The 14,526-nt window shown below is 61.3% G+C and carries 17 protein-coding genes and 1 pseudogene; 1 reads left to right on the forward strand and 17 read right to left on the reverse strand.

All coding sequences use genetic code 11. The features are described 5' to 3' along the window. Positions 1 to 6: 6 nt before the first annotated feature. The 10 genes from AADW22_RS15270 to AADW22_RS15315 all read right to left on the reverse strand — a co-directional run bounded on the left by AADW22_RS15270 (position 7) and on the right by AADW22_RS15315 (position 7,541). A complete protein-coding gene (locus AADW22_RS15270; protein WP_172431765.1) occupies positions 7 to 1,020 on the reverse strand; it encodes a type IV secretion system protein in 1,014 nt (337 codons plus the stop codon). Next, on the reverse strand, positions 1,021 to 1,446 hold the full coding sequence (locus AADW22_RS15275; RefSeq protein ID WP_233501452.1) for a hypothetical protein: 426 nt from the start codon (positions 1,444 to 1,446) through the stop codon (positions 1,021 to 1,023). 8 nt (positions 1,447 to 1,454) lie between these two features. Then, positions 1,455 to 2,222 carry a type IV secretion system protein gene (locus AADW22_RS15280; RefSeq protein WP_064225010.1) on the reverse strand — a complete coding sequence of 256 codons (768 nt, stop codon included), beginning with the start codon at positions 2,220 to 2,222 and terminating at the stop codon, positions 1,455 to 1,457. Beyond that, complete coding sequence (locus AADW22_RS15285) at positions 2,219 to 3,331, reverse strand: lytic transglycosylase domain-containing protein (RefSeq protein WP_407474626.1); 1,113 nt, start codon at positions 3,329 to 3,331, stop codon at positions 2,219 to 2,221. The genes AADW22_RS15280 and AADW22_RS15285 overlap by 4 nt, the downstream gene beginning before the upstream one ends. Further along, positions 3,328 to 3,537, reverse strand: a complete 210-nt coding sequence (locus AADW22_RS15290; RefSeq protein ID WP_350080807.1) for a hypothetical protein — start codon at positions 3,535 to 3,537, stop codon at positions 3,328 to 3,330. The genes AADW22_RS15285 and AADW22_RS15290 overlap by 4 nt, the downstream gene beginning before the upstream one ends. Next, a complete protein-coding gene (locus tag AADW22_RS15295; protein ID WP_407474627.1) occupies positions 3,534 to 5,963 on the reverse strand; it encodes a type IV secretion system protein B4 in 2,430 nt (809 codons plus the stop codon). Before AADW22_RS15295 ends, AADW22_RS15290 begins: the two co-directional genes overlap by 4 nt. Further along, positions 5,902 to 6,180 carry a type IV secretion system protein VirB3 gene (locus AADW22_RS15300; protein ID WP_037931006.1) on the reverse strand — a complete coding sequence of 93 codons (279 nt, stop codon included), beginning with the start codon at positions 6,178 to 6,180 and terminating at the stop codon, positions 5,902 to 5,904. The genes AADW22_RS15295 and AADW22_RS15300 overlap by 62 nt, the downstream gene beginning before the upstream one ends. A 111-nt stretch (positions 6,181 to 6,291) precedes the next feature. Next, a complete protein-coding gene (locus AADW22_RS15305) occupies positions 6,292 to 6,573 on the reverse strand; it encodes a TrbC/VirB2 family protein (protein ID WP_009574106.1) in 282 nt (93 codons plus the stop codon). A gap of 16 nt (positions 6,574 to 6,589) precedes the next feature. Beyond that, positions 6,590 to 7,147 (reverse strand): lytic transglycosylase domain-containing protein, encoded by a 558-nt coding sequence (locus AADW22_RS15310; protein WP_037931001.1) that lies wholly within the window; start codon positions 7,145 to 7,147, stop codon positions 6,590 to 6,592. 79 nt (positions 7,148 to 7,226) lie between these two features. Then, the gene (locus AADW22_RS15315) at positions 7,227 to 7,541 is read right to left on the reverse strand and encodes a hypothetical protein (RefSeq protein WP_037930998.1); all 315 of its coding nucleotides are present in this window, start codon (positions 7,539 to 7,541) and stop codon (positions 7,227 to 7,229) included. A gap of 132 nt (positions 7,542 to 7,673) precedes the next feature. Between AADW22_RS15315 and AADW22_RS15320 the strand changes: the two genes are divergently transcribed. Continuing rightward, the gene (locus tag AADW22_RS15320; RefSeq protein WP_037930995.1) at positions 7,674 to 8,252 is read left to right on the forward strand and encodes a hypothetical protein; all 579 of its coding nucleotides are present in this window, start codon (positions 7,674 to 7,676) and stop codon (positions 8,250 to 8,252) included. Here AADW22_RS15320 and AADW22_RS15325 read toward each other — a convergent pair. The 7 genes and pseudogenes from AADW22_RS15325 to AADW22_RS15355 form a co-directional block, all read right to left on the reverse strand. Further along, positions 8,246 to 8,446, reverse strand: coding sequence for a hypothetical protein (locus tag AADW22_RS15325; protein ID WP_009804208.1), 201 nt, complete (start codon positions 8,444 to 8,446; stop codon positions 8,246 to 8,248). The two genes, AADW22_RS15320 and AADW22_RS15325, sit on opposite strands and share 7 nt — an antisense overlap. A 65-nt stretch (positions 8,447 to 8,511) precedes the next feature. Continuing rightward, a complete protein-coding gene (locus AADW22_RS15330) occupies positions 8,512 to 8,733 on the reverse strand; it encodes a helix-turn-helix domain-containing protein (protein ID WP_037930992.1) in 222 nt (73 codons plus the stop codon). A 318-nt stretch (positions 8,734 to 9,051) separates the two neighbouring features. Next, positions 9,052 to 10,251 carry a 3-oxoadipyl-CoA thiolase gene (gene pcaF, locus AADW22_RS15335; RefSeq protein ID WP_009804213.1) on the reverse strand — a complete coding sequence of 400 codons (1,200 nt, stop codon included), beginning with the start codon at positions 10,249 to 10,251 and terminating at the stop codon, positions 9,052 to 9,054. A 2-nt stretch (positions 10,252 to 10,253) separates the two neighbouring features. Then, positions 10,254 to 11,174, reverse strand: coding sequence for an electron transfer flavoprotein subunit alpha/FixB family protein (locus AADW22_RS15340; RefSeq protein ID WP_009804214.1), 921 nt, complete (start codon positions 11,172 to 11,174; stop codon positions 10,254 to 10,256). After that, a complete protein-coding gene (locus tag AADW22_RS15345) occupies positions 11,174 to 11,932 on the reverse strand; it encodes an electron transfer flavoprotein subunit beta/FixA family protein (protein WP_009804215.1) in 759 nt (252 codons plus the stop codon). Before AADW22_RS15345 ends, AADW22_RS15340 begins: the two co-directional genes overlap by 1 nt. 76 nt (positions 11,933 to 12,008) lie before the next feature. Further along, positions 12,009 to 12,764: pseudogene (locus tag AADW22_RS15350) on the reverse strand (SDR family NAD(P)-dependent oxidoreductase). A 72-nt stretch (positions 12,765 to 12,836) separates the two neighbouring features. Continuing rightward, positions 12,837 to 14,474, reverse strand: coding sequence for an NAD(P)/FAD-dependent oxidoreductase (locus AADW22_RS15355; RefSeq protein ID WP_009804217.1), 1,638 nt, complete (start codon positions 14,472 to 14,474; stop codon positions 12,837 to 12,839). Between the last annotated feature and the right edge of the window lie 52 nt (positions 14,475 to 14,526).

Here is a 14,526-nt window from a genome sequence, read left to right on the forward strand (position 1 = left end):
TTCAAATCAGGGTTTGCGGAAGGCCTTGGCGGCGCTGAGAAGCGCGCCGGGGCTCTGGCGGATCATCTCGCCGGTTTTCACGACGCCGGTATTGGCGGCCTGATTCAGCTCGTGCGGGGATTTGCCGGTGACGAGGCGCGCGGCCGTGCCGGTGCCATACTGGCGGGTGTTCACGAAGCCCTGGCGCGCGAGGCCTGTGAGCCCCACTGCATTCGAAGCGATGCCGACAACGCCGGTGAGGTTGGAGGCGATGTAGGGCACCGAGGCCATGATCCCGGCGCTGAGGATCAGGATGACGAGGAAGGGCAGGATCAGGCTGACGGTTTCTACGTCACCGGGATCGGCGGAGGCGTCCCCGATCGCTTCGGCGATGGCGACGATGATGCCTGCGGCTCCGGCTGCGGCGACGGGCATGAGCGCATAGCCGATGGTGGCCCGGGTCCAGGCCTCGAAGAGGGATTGGGTCGGTTTGAACAGCGAGGTCACGATCATGAAGGGGGCGATCACAATCATCAGCGCGAAGACGATGCGGGCGAAGGCGATGATGCCTGCCGTGACGGCGGCGAAGACGGCGGAGAGGACGAAGAAAATGGCGCCCAGGACCGCGCCGAAAACCCAGCCCGCCCGGTCGCCGATCGTGTCGCCATAGGCGGTGATGCGCGCAACCATGTTGTCGAGGCTTTCATAGACCCCGGCCTCGTCGCCCGAGCCGGTGAGGGCGAGGATCGAGGCACCGATGGAGTCGGGGACCTGCGTGACGATGCCATAGATGACGCTGAAATTGTCCCAGCTCTGCGCGAAGATTCCGACGAGTGCCACCTTCATCCCGAAGGCAAAGCCTGTGCCGAAGGGCAGGGGGCGCAGCTGCATCACGGCGTTGATTCCCAGAAGCACGAGCAGCAGTGTCGCGCCCGCCGAGATGACGTTGCCGACCGAGGCTGCGGAAGAGACAAAGCCGTCCTGCGCCACGGTGTTCACCGCGGCGTCGACCTGCCCGAGGATGTCGCGAATGACCCCCATTTACTCCGCACATCCTGCGGCAATTTGGGCTTCCAGCTCATCGGCCTTGGCGTAGAGATCCAGCACCTTGAAGGGCAGGTGCGGGGTGTCCGAAGTCTGGAACCGGGGCAAAGCGTCAAGTGCCTGATCCCAGGTGAACTGGTCCAGCAGGCAGGTGCAGCTTTGCGAGGCGAGCGCCTCTTCGGCGATCAGGATGCGCAGGATCGCGCGGTAGCCGTTGCGTAAGTAAGCGGTCTCGGCCAGATCGGCGGGTGGTTTCGGGACACGGCAGGCGTCGCCCTCGTCCCGCGCGATGGCCATCGAACTGAAGGGCGTATTGCTGGACGGGTCCGTGCTCGGGGTCTGGGCCAGCGCGGCACAGGGCAGGGCACCGAGCACTAGCGCGGCGAAACCAACGAAGCGAATATCCGGGATAGTGAGGCGCATCGACGTGCTCATGGATCCACCGCCATCGAGCGGAACTTGCGCTCATCCGCGAGGGTTGCGGCATCGACGACGCCAAGCTGGCCGGCACTGACGCCCTGGGCCGCTTCCAGCCGCCAGATTTGAGTCAGGATGATACCCAGCTCGGCGGTGACGCGGGTGTTGAGATCGACGGCGGCTTTCAGCCCGTCCTGATCGTCGATCAGCCCGACCATGGTTTCGAGCCGTTCAAGGCTCTGGCCTGCCTCTTCGTGGCTTTCCTGCGCCGCGACGGACAGCATGGCGCTGGCTCCGGCGGAGGCGGCTATGCGGTTGTCGGCGGGCTGATCCGATCCCGAGAGCGTGCTCAGGCGCTCCGAGGTGAAGCCGCTGCCCGACAGCACGCGCTCGACGGAGGCCGAGAGTTCCGCACCGGGATTGAAGCCGCTGAGGAAATCGCCGCTGGCCAAGGACTGCGCGGTGTTGAGAGGAGCCACGAGCTTGCCGCGCAGCGCGCGGAATTCCTCGACTGTTGCGAAGAGCTCGCCCAACCCGCTGCCCTCGATCAGCGAGGTCAGTTGCGCCTCAAGGTTTGTGAGCTGCGACAGCTGGGTTTCCAGTTCCAGCCGCATGGTGGCGAGTTGCTGCATCTGGACATTTAGATCCTCAGCCATGTGTTCGAGCTGGGCGACGAGTTGGCCAAGCTGCGAGCCATCGAAGGTCGGCACGCCCTGAGCCGTGGCGGGCCCGCTGAGCCCGAGCGCGGTGACCGCGGCGGCGGTCAGGAGAAGGTGTCTCATTCGGGAACTCCCATCTGCATGAAGTCGCGTTCGGCCAGACGGTCGGCGACGAGGTGCTGCGCATAGGCCGCCTCGCGCTGCTGGTTGGCGGCCATCAGCCGGACGCGAAGGTTGAGGATGCGGCCGATCTCGGCCTTGGCGTAGGTGTTGAGCTCCCAGGCCGCCTTGGCATTGGGCTGCGCATCGATCTGCAGGATGATCGCGCGGAGGCGGTTGATGACCTGTTCGGTGGTGGCGGAGCTGTCCGCGGCGTAATAGACGCCGGCCTCGGAGATGCTGGCATATTCAGCCAGCGCAAAGTCCGAGGGCGAGAGCGTGCCGAGCGCGTCGGCCCCGCCCACCACGGCGAGGTATTCGTTGTAGAACTTGGAGATGTTGCGCACGTAGCCTTGGGTCTCGGCAAAGGGCGGCACACCGCCATATTCGATGACCCGACCGGGGCCTGCGTTATAGGCCGCGAGTGCATGGGGGATGTTGCCGAAGCGGCCCAGCTGTGTGGTGATGTAGCGCGCGCCGCCGCGCAGGTTGTCCTTCACGTCGTAGCGGTCGACGCCGAGATCGGAGGCGGTGCCGGGCATGAGCTGGGTCAGGCCATAGGCCCCGACCGGGCTTTGTGCGGTGACGTTGAAACGGCTTTCCTGCTTGATCAGGGCCTGGAAGAGGCAGCGCCACTGCGTGGCCGAGAGCCCGGCGCGGGCCACACCGGGCGCGCCAGCGAATTCGCCCGCAACCTCGACGATCATCATCTCGACCGTCTCGCGGCCCTCGCCGAAAAGGCGGCTGTTCATCGGGCTTGGATCGGTATTGGGATAGACCGCCGCTACGCCAAAATCCGCATTGCCTTCGAGGGCGCGGATATCAAATCCGGGGCCGGTGATGGCCGCCGTCATCTCTTCGAGGACGCGCAGTTGGTCGGCCTGGACATCGGCCAGCGTAGACTCGGTCCGATCCTTGTCCCGCTGGACGCCGAGATCTTCGGCGAGCGCCGTCACCCGGGCGATGGCGCGGCCAATGGCGGAATTATCCTGCGTCGGGACGCCCTGGGCATGCGCGGGCAGGGCACCAAGACCGAGGCAGAGCCCGGCGGATATGATCGCGGCGCGGTTCATTCCGGACGGGGCAGGGGCTCGAAGGTGCAGTCGGGTTTGGCCGTCTCCTGAGCCGGTGCGCCCATGGTCGAGAAGGAAAGCGCGGACCGCGTCACCTGCGGCGCGCCATTGCGTCCGAAGCAGGGCGAGGTTTTCTCGGTGTATTTCTCGCAGGCGGCGAGCAAGCTAGCGGCGGCGCAAAGCCCGAGGAGAGGTTTCAGACTCATAGTAAATGTCTCCAGAAATCGGGTTTGGCGCGCCAATCGGCGGGCACGCGGGCTTCGCCAGTGGCGCCGCCGCCAAGGATCGGAAGGAGGTTACCCAAGGCGGAGAGGTCGGCGTCGACGAAGACGCTGTCACCCGCCGAGCGAACGAGCGCGATGCGCTGGCCAATGGTGGGCTGGACGAGGAGCGCGGCCTCCTTGGCGTTCACGCGAAGGAAGTCGTAATCCGTGACCGTGGCGCGATCGTTCGGGAAGAGGATCTGGGTCGGGACCGTCTCGACGATGGTCTTGCCGACGCGGCTGTCGCGCAGCTGGCTTGGATACTGCGTCATCATGATCACGACGCAGTTCATTTTCCGAAGCGTCACAAGCCAGTTTTCCAGCCGCGCCCCGAAGTAGGGATCGTCCAAGAGCTTCCAGGCCTCGTCGAGCACGATGATCGTTGGGCGGCGATCTTCGACCACGCGTTCGATCTGGCGGAAGATGTAGGAGAGTACGGCCATGCGCTCGGTGGTCATGTCGAGGATTTCGGTCATGTCGAAACCGATAATATCGGAGGCCAGTTCAAGCCCGGCACCGTACTCTGGCTCGTCGAAAACCCAACCGTAGCGGCCGCCCGGGGCCCATTCGGCGACGCGGGACTGTAGCTCGCCATCGTCATCGAGCGACTGAAACAAGGTCTCGAAACTCGCGAAGCGCCGGAGCGAGCCCTCGGCATGGGCATTTTGCGAGACCGCGCTTTGGATGTGTCGTGACTGCTCGCCGGTGAGGGTTCCGCCCCGGGAAAGAAGTGTCGCAAGCCAATCCGAGAGCCAGGCGCGGCCACGTTCGTCGATTTCGGTATCGAGGGGGTTCAAGCCCGAAGGCACCCCGGCACGGATTTCGTTGTAGCGCCCGCCGAGGGCGCGGACGGCCATCTCAAGCCCGCGATCCTTATCGAAGAAGAAAAGCCGTGCGCCGACCCGCTGCGCCTGCGCTGCGAGAAAGGCAGTGGTGAGCGTCTTGCCGGTCCCGGTGCGCCCCAGAACCAGCGTATGGCCAACCGTGGGCTCCTTGCCCGCACTGCCCGCCTCGTGGAAATTGAAGCGATAACCCGAGGTGCCGACCGTCGGCATGACCGAGATGGTCTGGCCCCAGGGCGACTGGTCCGGGCCGCGTCCGTCGACGCTACCGTGCAGGGCCGCGAAATCCGCGAAGTTGATCGAGGAGATTGGCGTCTTGCGGGCGCGGTAGCCGAAATTACCGGGGCTTTGCGCGAAATAGGTGGCTTTCAGCGCCATGTTCTCGCGCACGATCACCGACATGATCTCCTGGCCGACGCGCTTGATCTGGGCTGCAGCGCGCTCGAGCGTGTCGCGGTCCGGCGCATAGACGGCGATGGAGAGGTGATGATCGCCAAAGGCGATGCGGCCCGCCTCCTGGTCGTCGGCGGCCTGGCCCAATTGTTCGCGCAAGGAGACGGCGGCATCGTCGGAGGCATGCATCTGGCGGATGGTGCGTTGGATGCGTTCGGCCATGATGTTGTTCGGGATCGGGCTGAAGGAATTCGTCAGCACGATGTCGAGCGGCAGGTCGAGCGCATCGAGAAGGGTGACGTCCGTGAGCGCGGGATAGGTTTTCATGGAGAAGAGCGCGCCAAATTTCCTTTGACCGGTCACGGCATCGGTCAGGGTGACGACATCGCCGTCAAAGGTCGCGCGGCAATTGCTCAAGGTATGCGAGAGGGGCAGGGCGCTTTGCCCGAAGGCGATGGGGGAGAATGCCCCAGCGTTCAGCGTGTTGAGATAGCCAAGCCATTCTCCGCCCGTGCGGGTCAGGCGCACGGGATTGGCCGACGCAAGCGCCACCTCGAAGAAGCCCATGACCTCGTTCAGCTCCTGCATCCGTGTCGCGCGGTCCTTGACCCAGGCCTTGCGGGCCAGCGCCCGCAGAAGCGGAATGCGCGCAGAGATATCAGGGCGACGGACGACGCTGAGATAGAGCTGGCGCTTTGCCGGGCGCAGGTCTTTGACATGGGCCTGCCATCGGGCGTCGATCGCGGCGGCGAAGCTGTCACCCTCGATGGGGCGCATGCCGAGATCCTGCGGGACCGAGATCCGGTGAATGTAGAAGCCGAAGGCGTTACCGGTCTGGGCGACGATGGCCGCGACCGCGCGTTTCAGGGCATCGAGCCGGGCGTCCTCAGTGGTCATCGGGTTCAGACCATCAAGGCGCAGGGTCGCCAAGAGATCGCCCTCGCGCAGCACCATGACATCGTCATCGGCGAGGGCAAAATACGGCAGGTGTTCGGCGAGATAGCTCTCCCGCGCGAACTCCCCGCTGCCGGCCTGGAGCAGAGCGGTTCCGTGAGTGGAAAGTGTGCCTGCATCAAGCGCCAAAGCTGTCGCCTCCGTGCAGGGCCCGGTTCTTTGTCGGGCGTACCGAGCCATAGGAGACGTGCAGCACCTCGAAAAAATGCGGCTCTCGGTCGGCGACGAACCAGAGGATCGGGTAGGCGACGAGCCCGATCAGGAAAAAGACCATCGACTTCGTCCAGATGAACGGCAGAACGACCCCAGTCGCCAGAACCACGAGGTATCCGACAGGGAGACCCAGATACTTGGGCGGACGGGCGAGGCCCAGAAAGAGGGGGGATCGTTCTGCCATTGGGTGATATTCCGGCTTAGAAGAAATTGTGTGTCCGGAGAGGGACCCGAGGCAGCGTTTGCGAAGCACAACGCGTTCGGGGCGCTCGTAGGACGCTATTTTGCCGGAATGTCACGAGAAGCCGTCGACGATGGTGCCGGCCGAGAAGATCAGCACGATCCCGATGATGACCGAGGCGAACCAGCCCCAGTTCAGCCGTCCCATCATACACATGAAGCCGGTGCCGATCACGGCGAGCGTGGCGACCGCGATACCGATCGGACCAGTCAGTGCGGCCTCGACGGTTTCCAGCATGGTCTGGATCGGCGACAAGTCTTGCGCGAGAGCGGGCGTTGCGAAAGCCGCCAGGGTTGTGGCGGCGGGCAAGAGGCGGCTGAGGCGATGTCGAAGCATGCGAGATTCCCTTGTTTTACTGAAGTTCGATGAGGACCGGCGCGCGGGCGGGCATCCGGTCTGCGATGCGGATGTCCGGAGCTGAAGCGGGAGGGCCTGCCAGCCGGGACCGGATCCGGTGGATGCGCGCGATGTAGTCGCGGGTCTCGGTGAAAGGCGGGATGCCGGAATACTCGACCACCCTGTGCGGCCCGGCATTATAGGCTGCCAGCGCCAGGTCGATGTCCTTGAAGGTGGCAAGCTGAGCGAGCAAATAGCGCGCCGCGCCATCGAGGTTCTGGGACGGATTGCGCGGATCGACCCCGAGTGCGCGCGCCGTGTCGGGCATCAGTTGCCCCAATCCATAGGCACCTTTCGGGCTCATGGCGGCCGGGTTGTAGCCGCTCTCTGCCTCGACCAGGGCGCGGAACAGGACCTGCCAGTCACCCGCCTCAAGGCCAACCTGGCGTAGAGCACGGTTACCTTCATGTCGGACTGCCGTAGCTTGGATCAGGGAGAGGATATCGTGGCGACCGGAAGGCGGCGCGGCTTCTAGTGACGCAAGTACGATCTCGGCCTCAGCCGGTTCGTCCAACCCAGCCCAAGCAGGGCGCTGGCCATGGAAGGTCCAGCCGGAGGTCCGGGCTGTGCCGTCGCGGCCGAAGGCGATGACGTCAGCCGCGCTCCTCGAGGGTAATACTGTAGTCAGGACCAAAGCGCAGATCGCGCCCGTCACCGAACTCGAGATGATGTTTGAAGAGCCCCGGCCATATGTTGAAATACCGCGGCTCAGGCCCGTGTGGGGTGATCCGGGTCGAGACCAGAATGGCTTCCGGTTCGCCCTCGCGCAGGTAGATGCACTGGTAGCGCGGCTTGCCATCGTCCGTGAACCCCACGAGTTCATACCGGCAGCGGTACGCGATGCCCTCCTCCTGGAGGTCTTTGACACCATCGATGGTGATCAGGATCTGGTTGCGCGCTATCGGCATGTTTGGACTCTCCCGTTGAGAGCCCTTCTACTTCACGACACTAAGGCCATAAAGTCATATAGAGTAAATACGACATATTGCAGAAAAATACAAATTGCACGATAGTTGCCGCAACTTTTGCGGGAGAGTGGCATGAAACGTCAGATGATGGCGGCGATAATCGGGGTGTTTGGTGCTCTTGGTGCCCCTGAGAAAGCGCAGGCCTATGATATCGACTGCGCCATCATGCTCTGTATGGCGGGAGGTTTCCCCCCGAGCGCGGTCTGCGCGCGGGCCTATCGCACCATGATTCGTCGGATCACGCCCTGGCCGAGTCTACCGCCCTTCGGGGTCTGCACCTTTGCCCATGTGCCGGTCGAGCTGGGTGGGCCTGGCGGGGAGGGCGAGCTCGACACCAACCTGCCGGAATACGAATGGCTGAACCGCACCCATGTGATCTGGTTCACCGGGCGATCCTACGAGCCGCGCGACGAGCCGCGTCAGTGGGATTGGTCGATCCGCTCCTGCGATCGCGAAAACCGGACCTGCCGCTACATCCAGCGTGTCTACGGCTCCCACACCCCCTGGCCCGCGACATTCGTCTCGGAAAGCGGTCAGGAGATCGCCTATCCGAACGGTGGTGGCCTCTGGCACTTCTACTCCCGCAGCATCATGGTCGAATACGGCGACTATGAGGGCAACTTGGGCCATTCGGAGTGGTTTTCCTACTGATCTGAGCTGTCACTGGGCGTCAGGGAAAACGGGCGCACGATGGCAAGACTGGCATCAAAGCGTTCCGGATCGACATGCCAACGACGGCTCACCGAGCCATCATTCCAACGGTAATCGGTGAACAGGTGAATCTTCTGCGTCCCGTCGTTCAGAAACCCTTCCTGGAAAGGCCAGCCTGTCTTTCTCTTCGCCATGTATCCGCGCCACTCGTACCGTTTTTGCCGTTATGTCTCTCGCGTTGGGGGACGGGATCAAAGCCTCAGGAAACGGACTTGCGCTTCGCGAAGAGTTCTTCGGGGTCGACATTGAGCGCCTTGGCGATGCGTTCGAGAAGGTCGAGGGAAGCCGCGAACTTGGCGTTCTCGACCTTGCCCATATGGCCGCGGCTCACTTCGGCCCGATGAGCAAGCTCCTCCTGGCTGAGGCCGCGGGCGCGTCTCAATTCCTGGATGTTCAGTGCTACACGGTCCCGCAAGTTCATGCCCGCGAAACGGGCACGATGCGCGAAATATCGCCACGCGATATATGTTACATTCGGAGGCGCAGAGAAGAAATGTTTGAGCGGCGCGAGATCGCCGAAATGGGATGCCTGCCGAAACGCAGGTCACGGGATTATCCGTCTCGCAAACATTTTGGGCCGTTCAATCGTTCTTTCTGAAAAGGGCGGCACCGGCAATACCGGTGCCGCCAGTTGGTCGTCCACAGGGAGGTTCAAGAGGACGAATTCTACAGCGAAATTTGAGGTCAGCCAAAAATCGCATAAGAGAACTTATGTTAGTTTTGTGGTTGTCGCGGCACCTCAGACAGCTTCGAGCGCGATTGCAATCCCCTGTCCCACGCCAATACACATGGTCGATAACGACTTTTCTCCAGGTTTGAGGTCCAGCATCGCTGAACCAGTGATGCGGGCACCTGACATGCCAAGCGGATGGCCGAGAGCAATAGCGCCGCCGTTCGGGTTCACGCGGGCGTCATCATCCGCGATCCCCAGGTGCCGTAGTGTGGCCAGACCCTGCGAAGCAAAGGCTTCGTTAAGTTCGATTACCGAGAAGTCTTCTTGTTTCAGTCCAAGTCGCGCCATCAGCTTTTCCGACGCCGGTGCCGGCCCGAAACCCATGATGCGCGGTGCGACGCCCGCGGTTGCGCCGCCCAAGACCCTTGCGATCGGTGTGAGGCCAAATTTTTTTGCGACGTCGCTGGTGGCAAGGATCAATGCTGCGGCACCATCGTTCACGCCCGAAGAATTCCCAGCGGTTACAGTGCCGTCCGCTTTTACGAAAGTTTTCAGTTGGGCGAGCGCTTCCAAAGTCGTACCCGCGCGAGGGTGTTCATCCTGTACGACGATCTTTGGCTCCCCCTTTCGCTGAGGAATCTCTACCGGGACAATTTCACGGGCCAAACGACCGTTCGCCATGGCATCTCTCGCCTTTCGCTGCGAACGCATGGCGAAGGCATCTTGGTCGGCGCGGTTGATGCTGAAGTCTTCCGCTACGTTTTCGGCCGTTTCAGGCATGCTGTCGACGCCGTATTGACTCTTCATCTGTTTATTGACGAAGCGCCAGCCGATGGTGGTGTCTTCAGCAGAATTTTCGCGCGAGAATGCAGTTGTAGCTTTTGGCATCACAAACGGAGCACGAGACATGCTTTCCACACCGCCAGCAACAATGAGATCGGCTTCTCCAGCTTTGATCGCGCGGGCGGCTGTGATTACGGCGTCCATACCCGATCCGCACAACCGGTTCATCGTCGTGCCAGGGACACAATCCGGAAATCCCGCGAGTAGCAGCGACATGCGTGCGACGTTGCGGTTGTCCTCGCCCGCCTGGTTGGCGCAGCCGAAAATCACTTCGTCAATGGCCGCTAGATCTAGCTTCGGGTTTCGGCTGGCCAGGGCCCTGAGTGGGATTGCACCAAGATCGTCGGCTCGCACAGAAGAAAGCGCGCCGCCATAGCGACCAATTGGTGTGCGGATGTAATCGCAGATGTAGACGTTTGTCATTCTTAGAGTGCCTTTGTCATATCCGGGACGGCGTCGAGCAGGTCTGCGACCAGGCCGTAGTCGGCGACCTGGAAGATCTGGGCCTCTTCATCCTTGTTGATGGCGACGATGACCTTGCTGTCCTTCATGCCTGCAAGGTGTTGAATTGCCCCGGAAATCCCGACCGCGATGTACAGCTCGGGCGCCACGACCTTGCCGGTCTGGCCGACCTGCCAGTCGTTCGGTGCGAACCCGCTATCCACCGCCGCGCGCGAGGCGCCGACCGCCGCGCCCAGCTTGTCGGCCAGGCCCTCGATGATCGCGAAGTTCTCCTCGGAACCGACGCCGCGACCGCCCGAGACCACGATCTTGGCCGAGGTCAGTTCCGGACGATCCGACGCCGCGACCTTGTCCTCGACCCAGGCGCTCAGGCCCGCGTTGCCGGCCGCTGCGATGGCCTCGACGGCGGCCGAACCACCCTGGCCAGCCGCGTCGAAGGCGGTGGTGCGGACGGTCAGTACCTTCTTGGAATCGTTGGACTTTACCGTCTGAATCGCGTTGCCCGCGTAGATCGGGCGTTCGAACGTGGACCCGTCCACGATGGCGGTGACGTCCGACAAAACCATCACGTCCAGCAGCGCCGCGACGCGCGGCAGGATGTTTTTCGCGCTCGCCGTGGACGGAGCAACGATATGTTCATAATTGCCTGCCAGGCTGACCACCAGATCGGCGACCGGCTCGGCCAGGCCGTTGGCATAGGCGGCGTCATCCGCCACCAGAACCTTTGCCACGCCGTCGATCTTCGACGCGGCCTCGCCTGCGGCAGCGGGGCCCGCAACCAGAACGGTCACATCGCCCAGCGATTTGGCAGCGGTCACCGCCTTGGCGGTGGCGTCCAGCGCCAGTGCACCACCGGCGATTTCTGCAAGGAGAAGAACAGCCATTACACGATCCCCTTTTCTTTCAGCTTCGACACCAGCTCGTCGACCGAGCCAACCATTTCCCCGGCCGAACGCGCGGCGGGCTCTGCCGTCTTGACGACGGTCAGGCGCGGCGTGACATCGACGCCGAAATCGGCGGCGGTCTTTTCGTCCAGCGGTTTCTTCTTGGCTTTCATGATGTTGGGCAGCGAGGCGTAGCGCGGCTCGTTCAGGCGCAGGTCGGCGGTGACGATCGCCGGCAGCTTCACCTTGATGGTCTGCAGACCGCCGTCCACTTCGCGGGTCACGACGGCATGCTCGCCCTCGATCGCAACCTCAGAGGCATAGGTCGCCTGACCCCAGCCCAGCAGCGCCGCCAGCATCTGGCCGGTCGCGTTCATGTCGTTGTCGATCGCCTGTTTGCCCGCGATCACCAGGCCCGGCGCCTCGGCGTCGATCACGGCCTTTAGGATCTTGGCCACCGCCAGCGGCTCGATATCTTGGTGCACGTCGTCGGCGGCCACGACGAGGATCGCCCGGTCCGCGCCCATCGCCAGCGCCGTGCGCAGCGTTTCCTGCGCCTGTTTCACGCCGATCGACACGACGACAAGCTCGTCCGCCTTGCCCGCTTCCTTCAGACGGATCGCCTCTTCAACCGCAATCTCGTCGAACGGGTTCATCGACATCTTCACATTCGCGAGACCAACTCCGCTACCGTCCGCCTTAACGCGAACCTTCACGTTGTAATCAATTAGGTGTTTTATAGGTGCAATTATTTTCATTGGCGTTTATCGTCTTGGAAATTTGCAATGGCAGTAACGGCCCGGGTTCCAGGCCGTTACTTGGGATGTGTCTCTGTCAATTCGCAGTATAACCGCCATCTACTACAATCTCTGCTCCGTGAACGAACGATGACTCATCCGATGCGAGGAACAGGACCGCATTCGAAACCTCTTCAGGTTTGCTTGGCCGCTTGAGCAGCGTGGCCCCCAGAATTGCCTGCCGGGTCTCTTCGTCGGCGTGTAGCAGATCTTTTGTCATGGGAGTATCGATGACACCGGGATGGATCGAATTGACACGTATGCCACTTTCGGCCAGGTCGACTGCGCAGGATTTGGTCAACATCCGTACGGCGCCTTTGGATCCAATGTAGGCTCCCGCCGAAGCGGCACCAACAATCCCATAGATTGAAGAAATATTGATAATTGATGCTTTTTCGGTCTCTTTCATCAATGGAACCGCGGCTCGGATACCGAGATAAACACCGCGTACATTGACGTTGATCGTCATGTCAAATTCGTCAGGCGAGGTTTCGTGGAGCGGCTTCAGAATGAGAATGCCAGCGTTGTTCACTAGCACATCAAGTCGACCAGCACTTGATTACACCGTGGAGATGACATTCTTCCAATCTTCTTCAAGCGTCACGTCATGCTGAATGAATTCCGCCTTCCCTCCGGCTCCAATGATACCTTTTACTACGCTTTCACCCGCTTCCGTATCACGGTCGGTTACAAATACATGCGCGCCTTCACGTGCCAGCGTTTCACAATGGGCTTTTCCCATGCCCATGGCGCCACCTGTTACCAGTGCGACTTTTCCGGATACCCGTCCCATAGTTCTCTCCTGAGTGTTCATGAACAAATTTAATTGTTTCCGCCGGGTTTTCTTAATGCCCGACGGAATTCTTTACACCTTCTCGGCAGTGCGGTCGCGGATCAGGGATGTATAACCTTCCTCCTTAACCGCACTAATGGCATTGCGATAATTGCCAATCCCGGCCATGTAGAACATCACCGCATTCTTCTTTCCGGGGATATTTGCGCCGAAGATCCAGCTTTCAGCTTTGGGGAAGAGTGTCATGTCGGCGATTTCACGGCAGGTGCCAACCCAAGCGTCGCGCGCCTCCACGGTTGGCTCCACACTTTGAACCCCCTCTTCTTCCATTGCGCAAATCGTGTCAGCGATCCATTCAACTTGCGTCTCAATGCTGGGGGGCAGGTTAGTGAAGGGGCCATTAGGGCCAAGGATCATGAAGAAGTTAGGGAAGTCTACCTCCATCATGCCGAGGTAACCGAGTGGGCCTTCCTTCCAAGTGTCGCGCATGGTCACGCCTCCGCGTCCGCGGAGGTCCATTTTGACGTAATTGCCGTCGACCGCATCGAAACCAGTGGCAAAGATTACGATGTCAAGCTCATGCTCCTCGCCGCTTTCGAGACGAATGCCGTTCGGAGTGAACTCTGCGATCGGATCGGCCTTCACGTCGGCGAGGGTCACGTTGTCTCGGTTGTAGACCTCGTAATAGTTGTTTCCGCAAAGCGGGCGCTTGGCGTAAAGGTCCTTCGGCGTCAGTTTCTCTGCGACCTTGGGGTCCTTCACGATTTGCTTGATCTTGCCCTTGATGAAGTCAGCGGCCGCATCATTGGCCACTTGGCTGGTCGCAATATCGCAAAAGGTGCCAAACATGAAATAGAAACCACCGCCGCGCTGCCAGGCGGCTTCGAAGACCCGCTCCCGTTCCTCGGGCGAGGCGGTTTCGGCGGGTTCGGCGCTTTCTTCGAAGCCGAAGGCCACAACAGAATTCTTCACTTGATTCCAGATATTATCGTAGTTCGCCTTTTGCTCGGCGATGGTAGCATCGTCTTGCGGGGTGTTCCCAATCGGCACGACATATTGTGCAGAGCGCTGAAAAACAGTCAGGTGTTTTGCAATTGGTGCCGTTGCAGTGATAACCTGAACACCCGTCGAGCCGGTGCCGATAATGCCCACGCGTTTGTTGCTCAAGTCCACTCCCTCGGGCCAGGCACCTGTGTGTAAGATACGGCCTTTGAAATCATCGATGCCCTTGAATTTTGGAACATTCGTTGCGGACAAGAGACCGAGGCCAGTGACAAGGTATTTTGCGGTAACTGTCTCACCACTATCAGTGATCACGTTCCAGAGACCGGTTTTTTCATTATAGTGCGCGCCATCCACTTTGGTGTCGAACTTGTAGCTGCGTCGAAGATCGAGATGATCCGCTACCTCGTTCATGTATTCGAGGATCTCGGGCTGGGTCAGATACCGGGTTTTCCAGCGGCCTTTTCGAAGCAACTCTTTGTCAAAAGAATAGCGATAGACATAGCTTTCCGTGTCTGACAGCGCACCGGGATATCGGTTCCACCACCAGGTGCCGCCAACGTCACTGGCGCTGTCATAGCCCCGGACGTTCAGTCCCTGCTCGTTGCGAAGTTTGTGGACAGCGTAAAGCCCGCCGAAGCCCGCGCCAATGACGACTGCGTCAAAATCCGCTCCGACCGTTTTAGTATTCTCAGTCTGAATGTTCATATCACTCCTCCCAGAGTAAGACCGCTCCGCCCCGCAGATTGCGGGTGAGATG

This window comes from Sulfitobacter sp. PM12 (assembly GCF_045586035.1).
GTDB lineage: Bacteria > Pseudomonadota > Alphaproteobacteria > Rhodobacterales > Rhodobacteraceae > Sulfitobacter > Sulfitobacter pontiacus.

Coding starts and splice junctions, on each gene's coding strand:
- AADW22_RS15270 (WP_172431765.1), bottom strand. CDS start 1,020: ATGGGGGTCATTCGCGACATCCTCGGGCAGGTCGACGCCGCGGTGAAC.
- AADW22_RS15275 (WP_233501452.1), bottom strand. CDS start 1,446: ATGCGCCTCACTATCCCGGATATTCGCTTCGTTGGTTTCGCCGCGCTA.
- AADW22_RS15280 (WP_064225010.1), bottom strand. CDS start 2,222: ATGAGACACCTTCTCCTGACCGCCGCCGCGGTCACCGCGCTCGGGCTC.
- AADW22_RS15285 (WP_407474626.1), bottom strand. CDS start 3,331: ATGAACCGCGCCGCGATCATATCCGCCGGGCTCTGCCTCGGTCTTGGT.
- AADW22_RS15290 (WP_350080807.1), bottom strand. CDS start 3,537: ATGAGTCTGAAACCTCTCCTCGGGCTTTGCGCCGCCGCTAGCTTGCTC.
- AADW22_RS15295 (WP_407474627.1), bottom strand. CDS start 5,963: ATGGCTCGGTACGCCCGACAAAGAACCGGGCCCTGCACGGAGGCGACA.
- AADW22_RS15300 (WP_037931006.1), bottom strand. CDS start 6,180: ATGGCAGAACGATCCCCCCTCTTTCTGGGCCTCGCCCGTCCGCCCAAG.
- AADW22_RS15305 (WP_009574106.1), bottom strand. CDS start 6,573: ATGCTTCGACATCGCCTCAGCCGCCTCTTGCCCGCCGCCACAACCCTG.
- AADW22_RS15315 (WP_037930998.1), bottom strand. CDS start 7,541: ATGCCGATAGCGCGCAACCAGATCCTGATCACCATCGATGGTGTCAAA.
- AADW22_RS15320 (WP_037930995.1), top strand. CDS start 7,674: ATGAAACGTCAGATGATGGCGGCGATAATCGGGGTGTTTGGTGCTCTT.
- AADW22_RS15325 (WP_009804208.1), bottom strand. CDS start 8,446: ATGGCGAAGAGAAAGACAGGCTGGCCTTTCCAGGAAGGGTTTCTGAAC.
- AADW22_RS15330 (WP_037930992.1), bottom strand. CDS start 8,733: ATGAACTTGCGGGACCGTGTAGCACTGAACATCCAGGAATTGAGACGC.
- pcaF (WP_009804213.1), bottom strand. CDS start 10,251: ATGACAAACGTCTACATCTGCGATTACATCCGCACACCAATTGGTCGC.
- AADW22_RS15340 (WP_009804214.1), bottom strand. CDS start 11,174: ATGGCTGTTCTTCTCCTTGCAGAAATCGCCGGTGGTGCACTGGCGCTG.
- AADW22_RS15345 (WP_009804215.1), bottom strand. CDS start 11,932: ATGAAAATAATTGCACCTATAAAACACCTAATTGATTACAACGTGAAG.
- AADW22_RS15355 (WP_009804217.1), bottom strand. CDS start 14,474: ATGAACATTCAGACTGAGAATACTAAAACGGTCGGAGCGGATTTTGAC.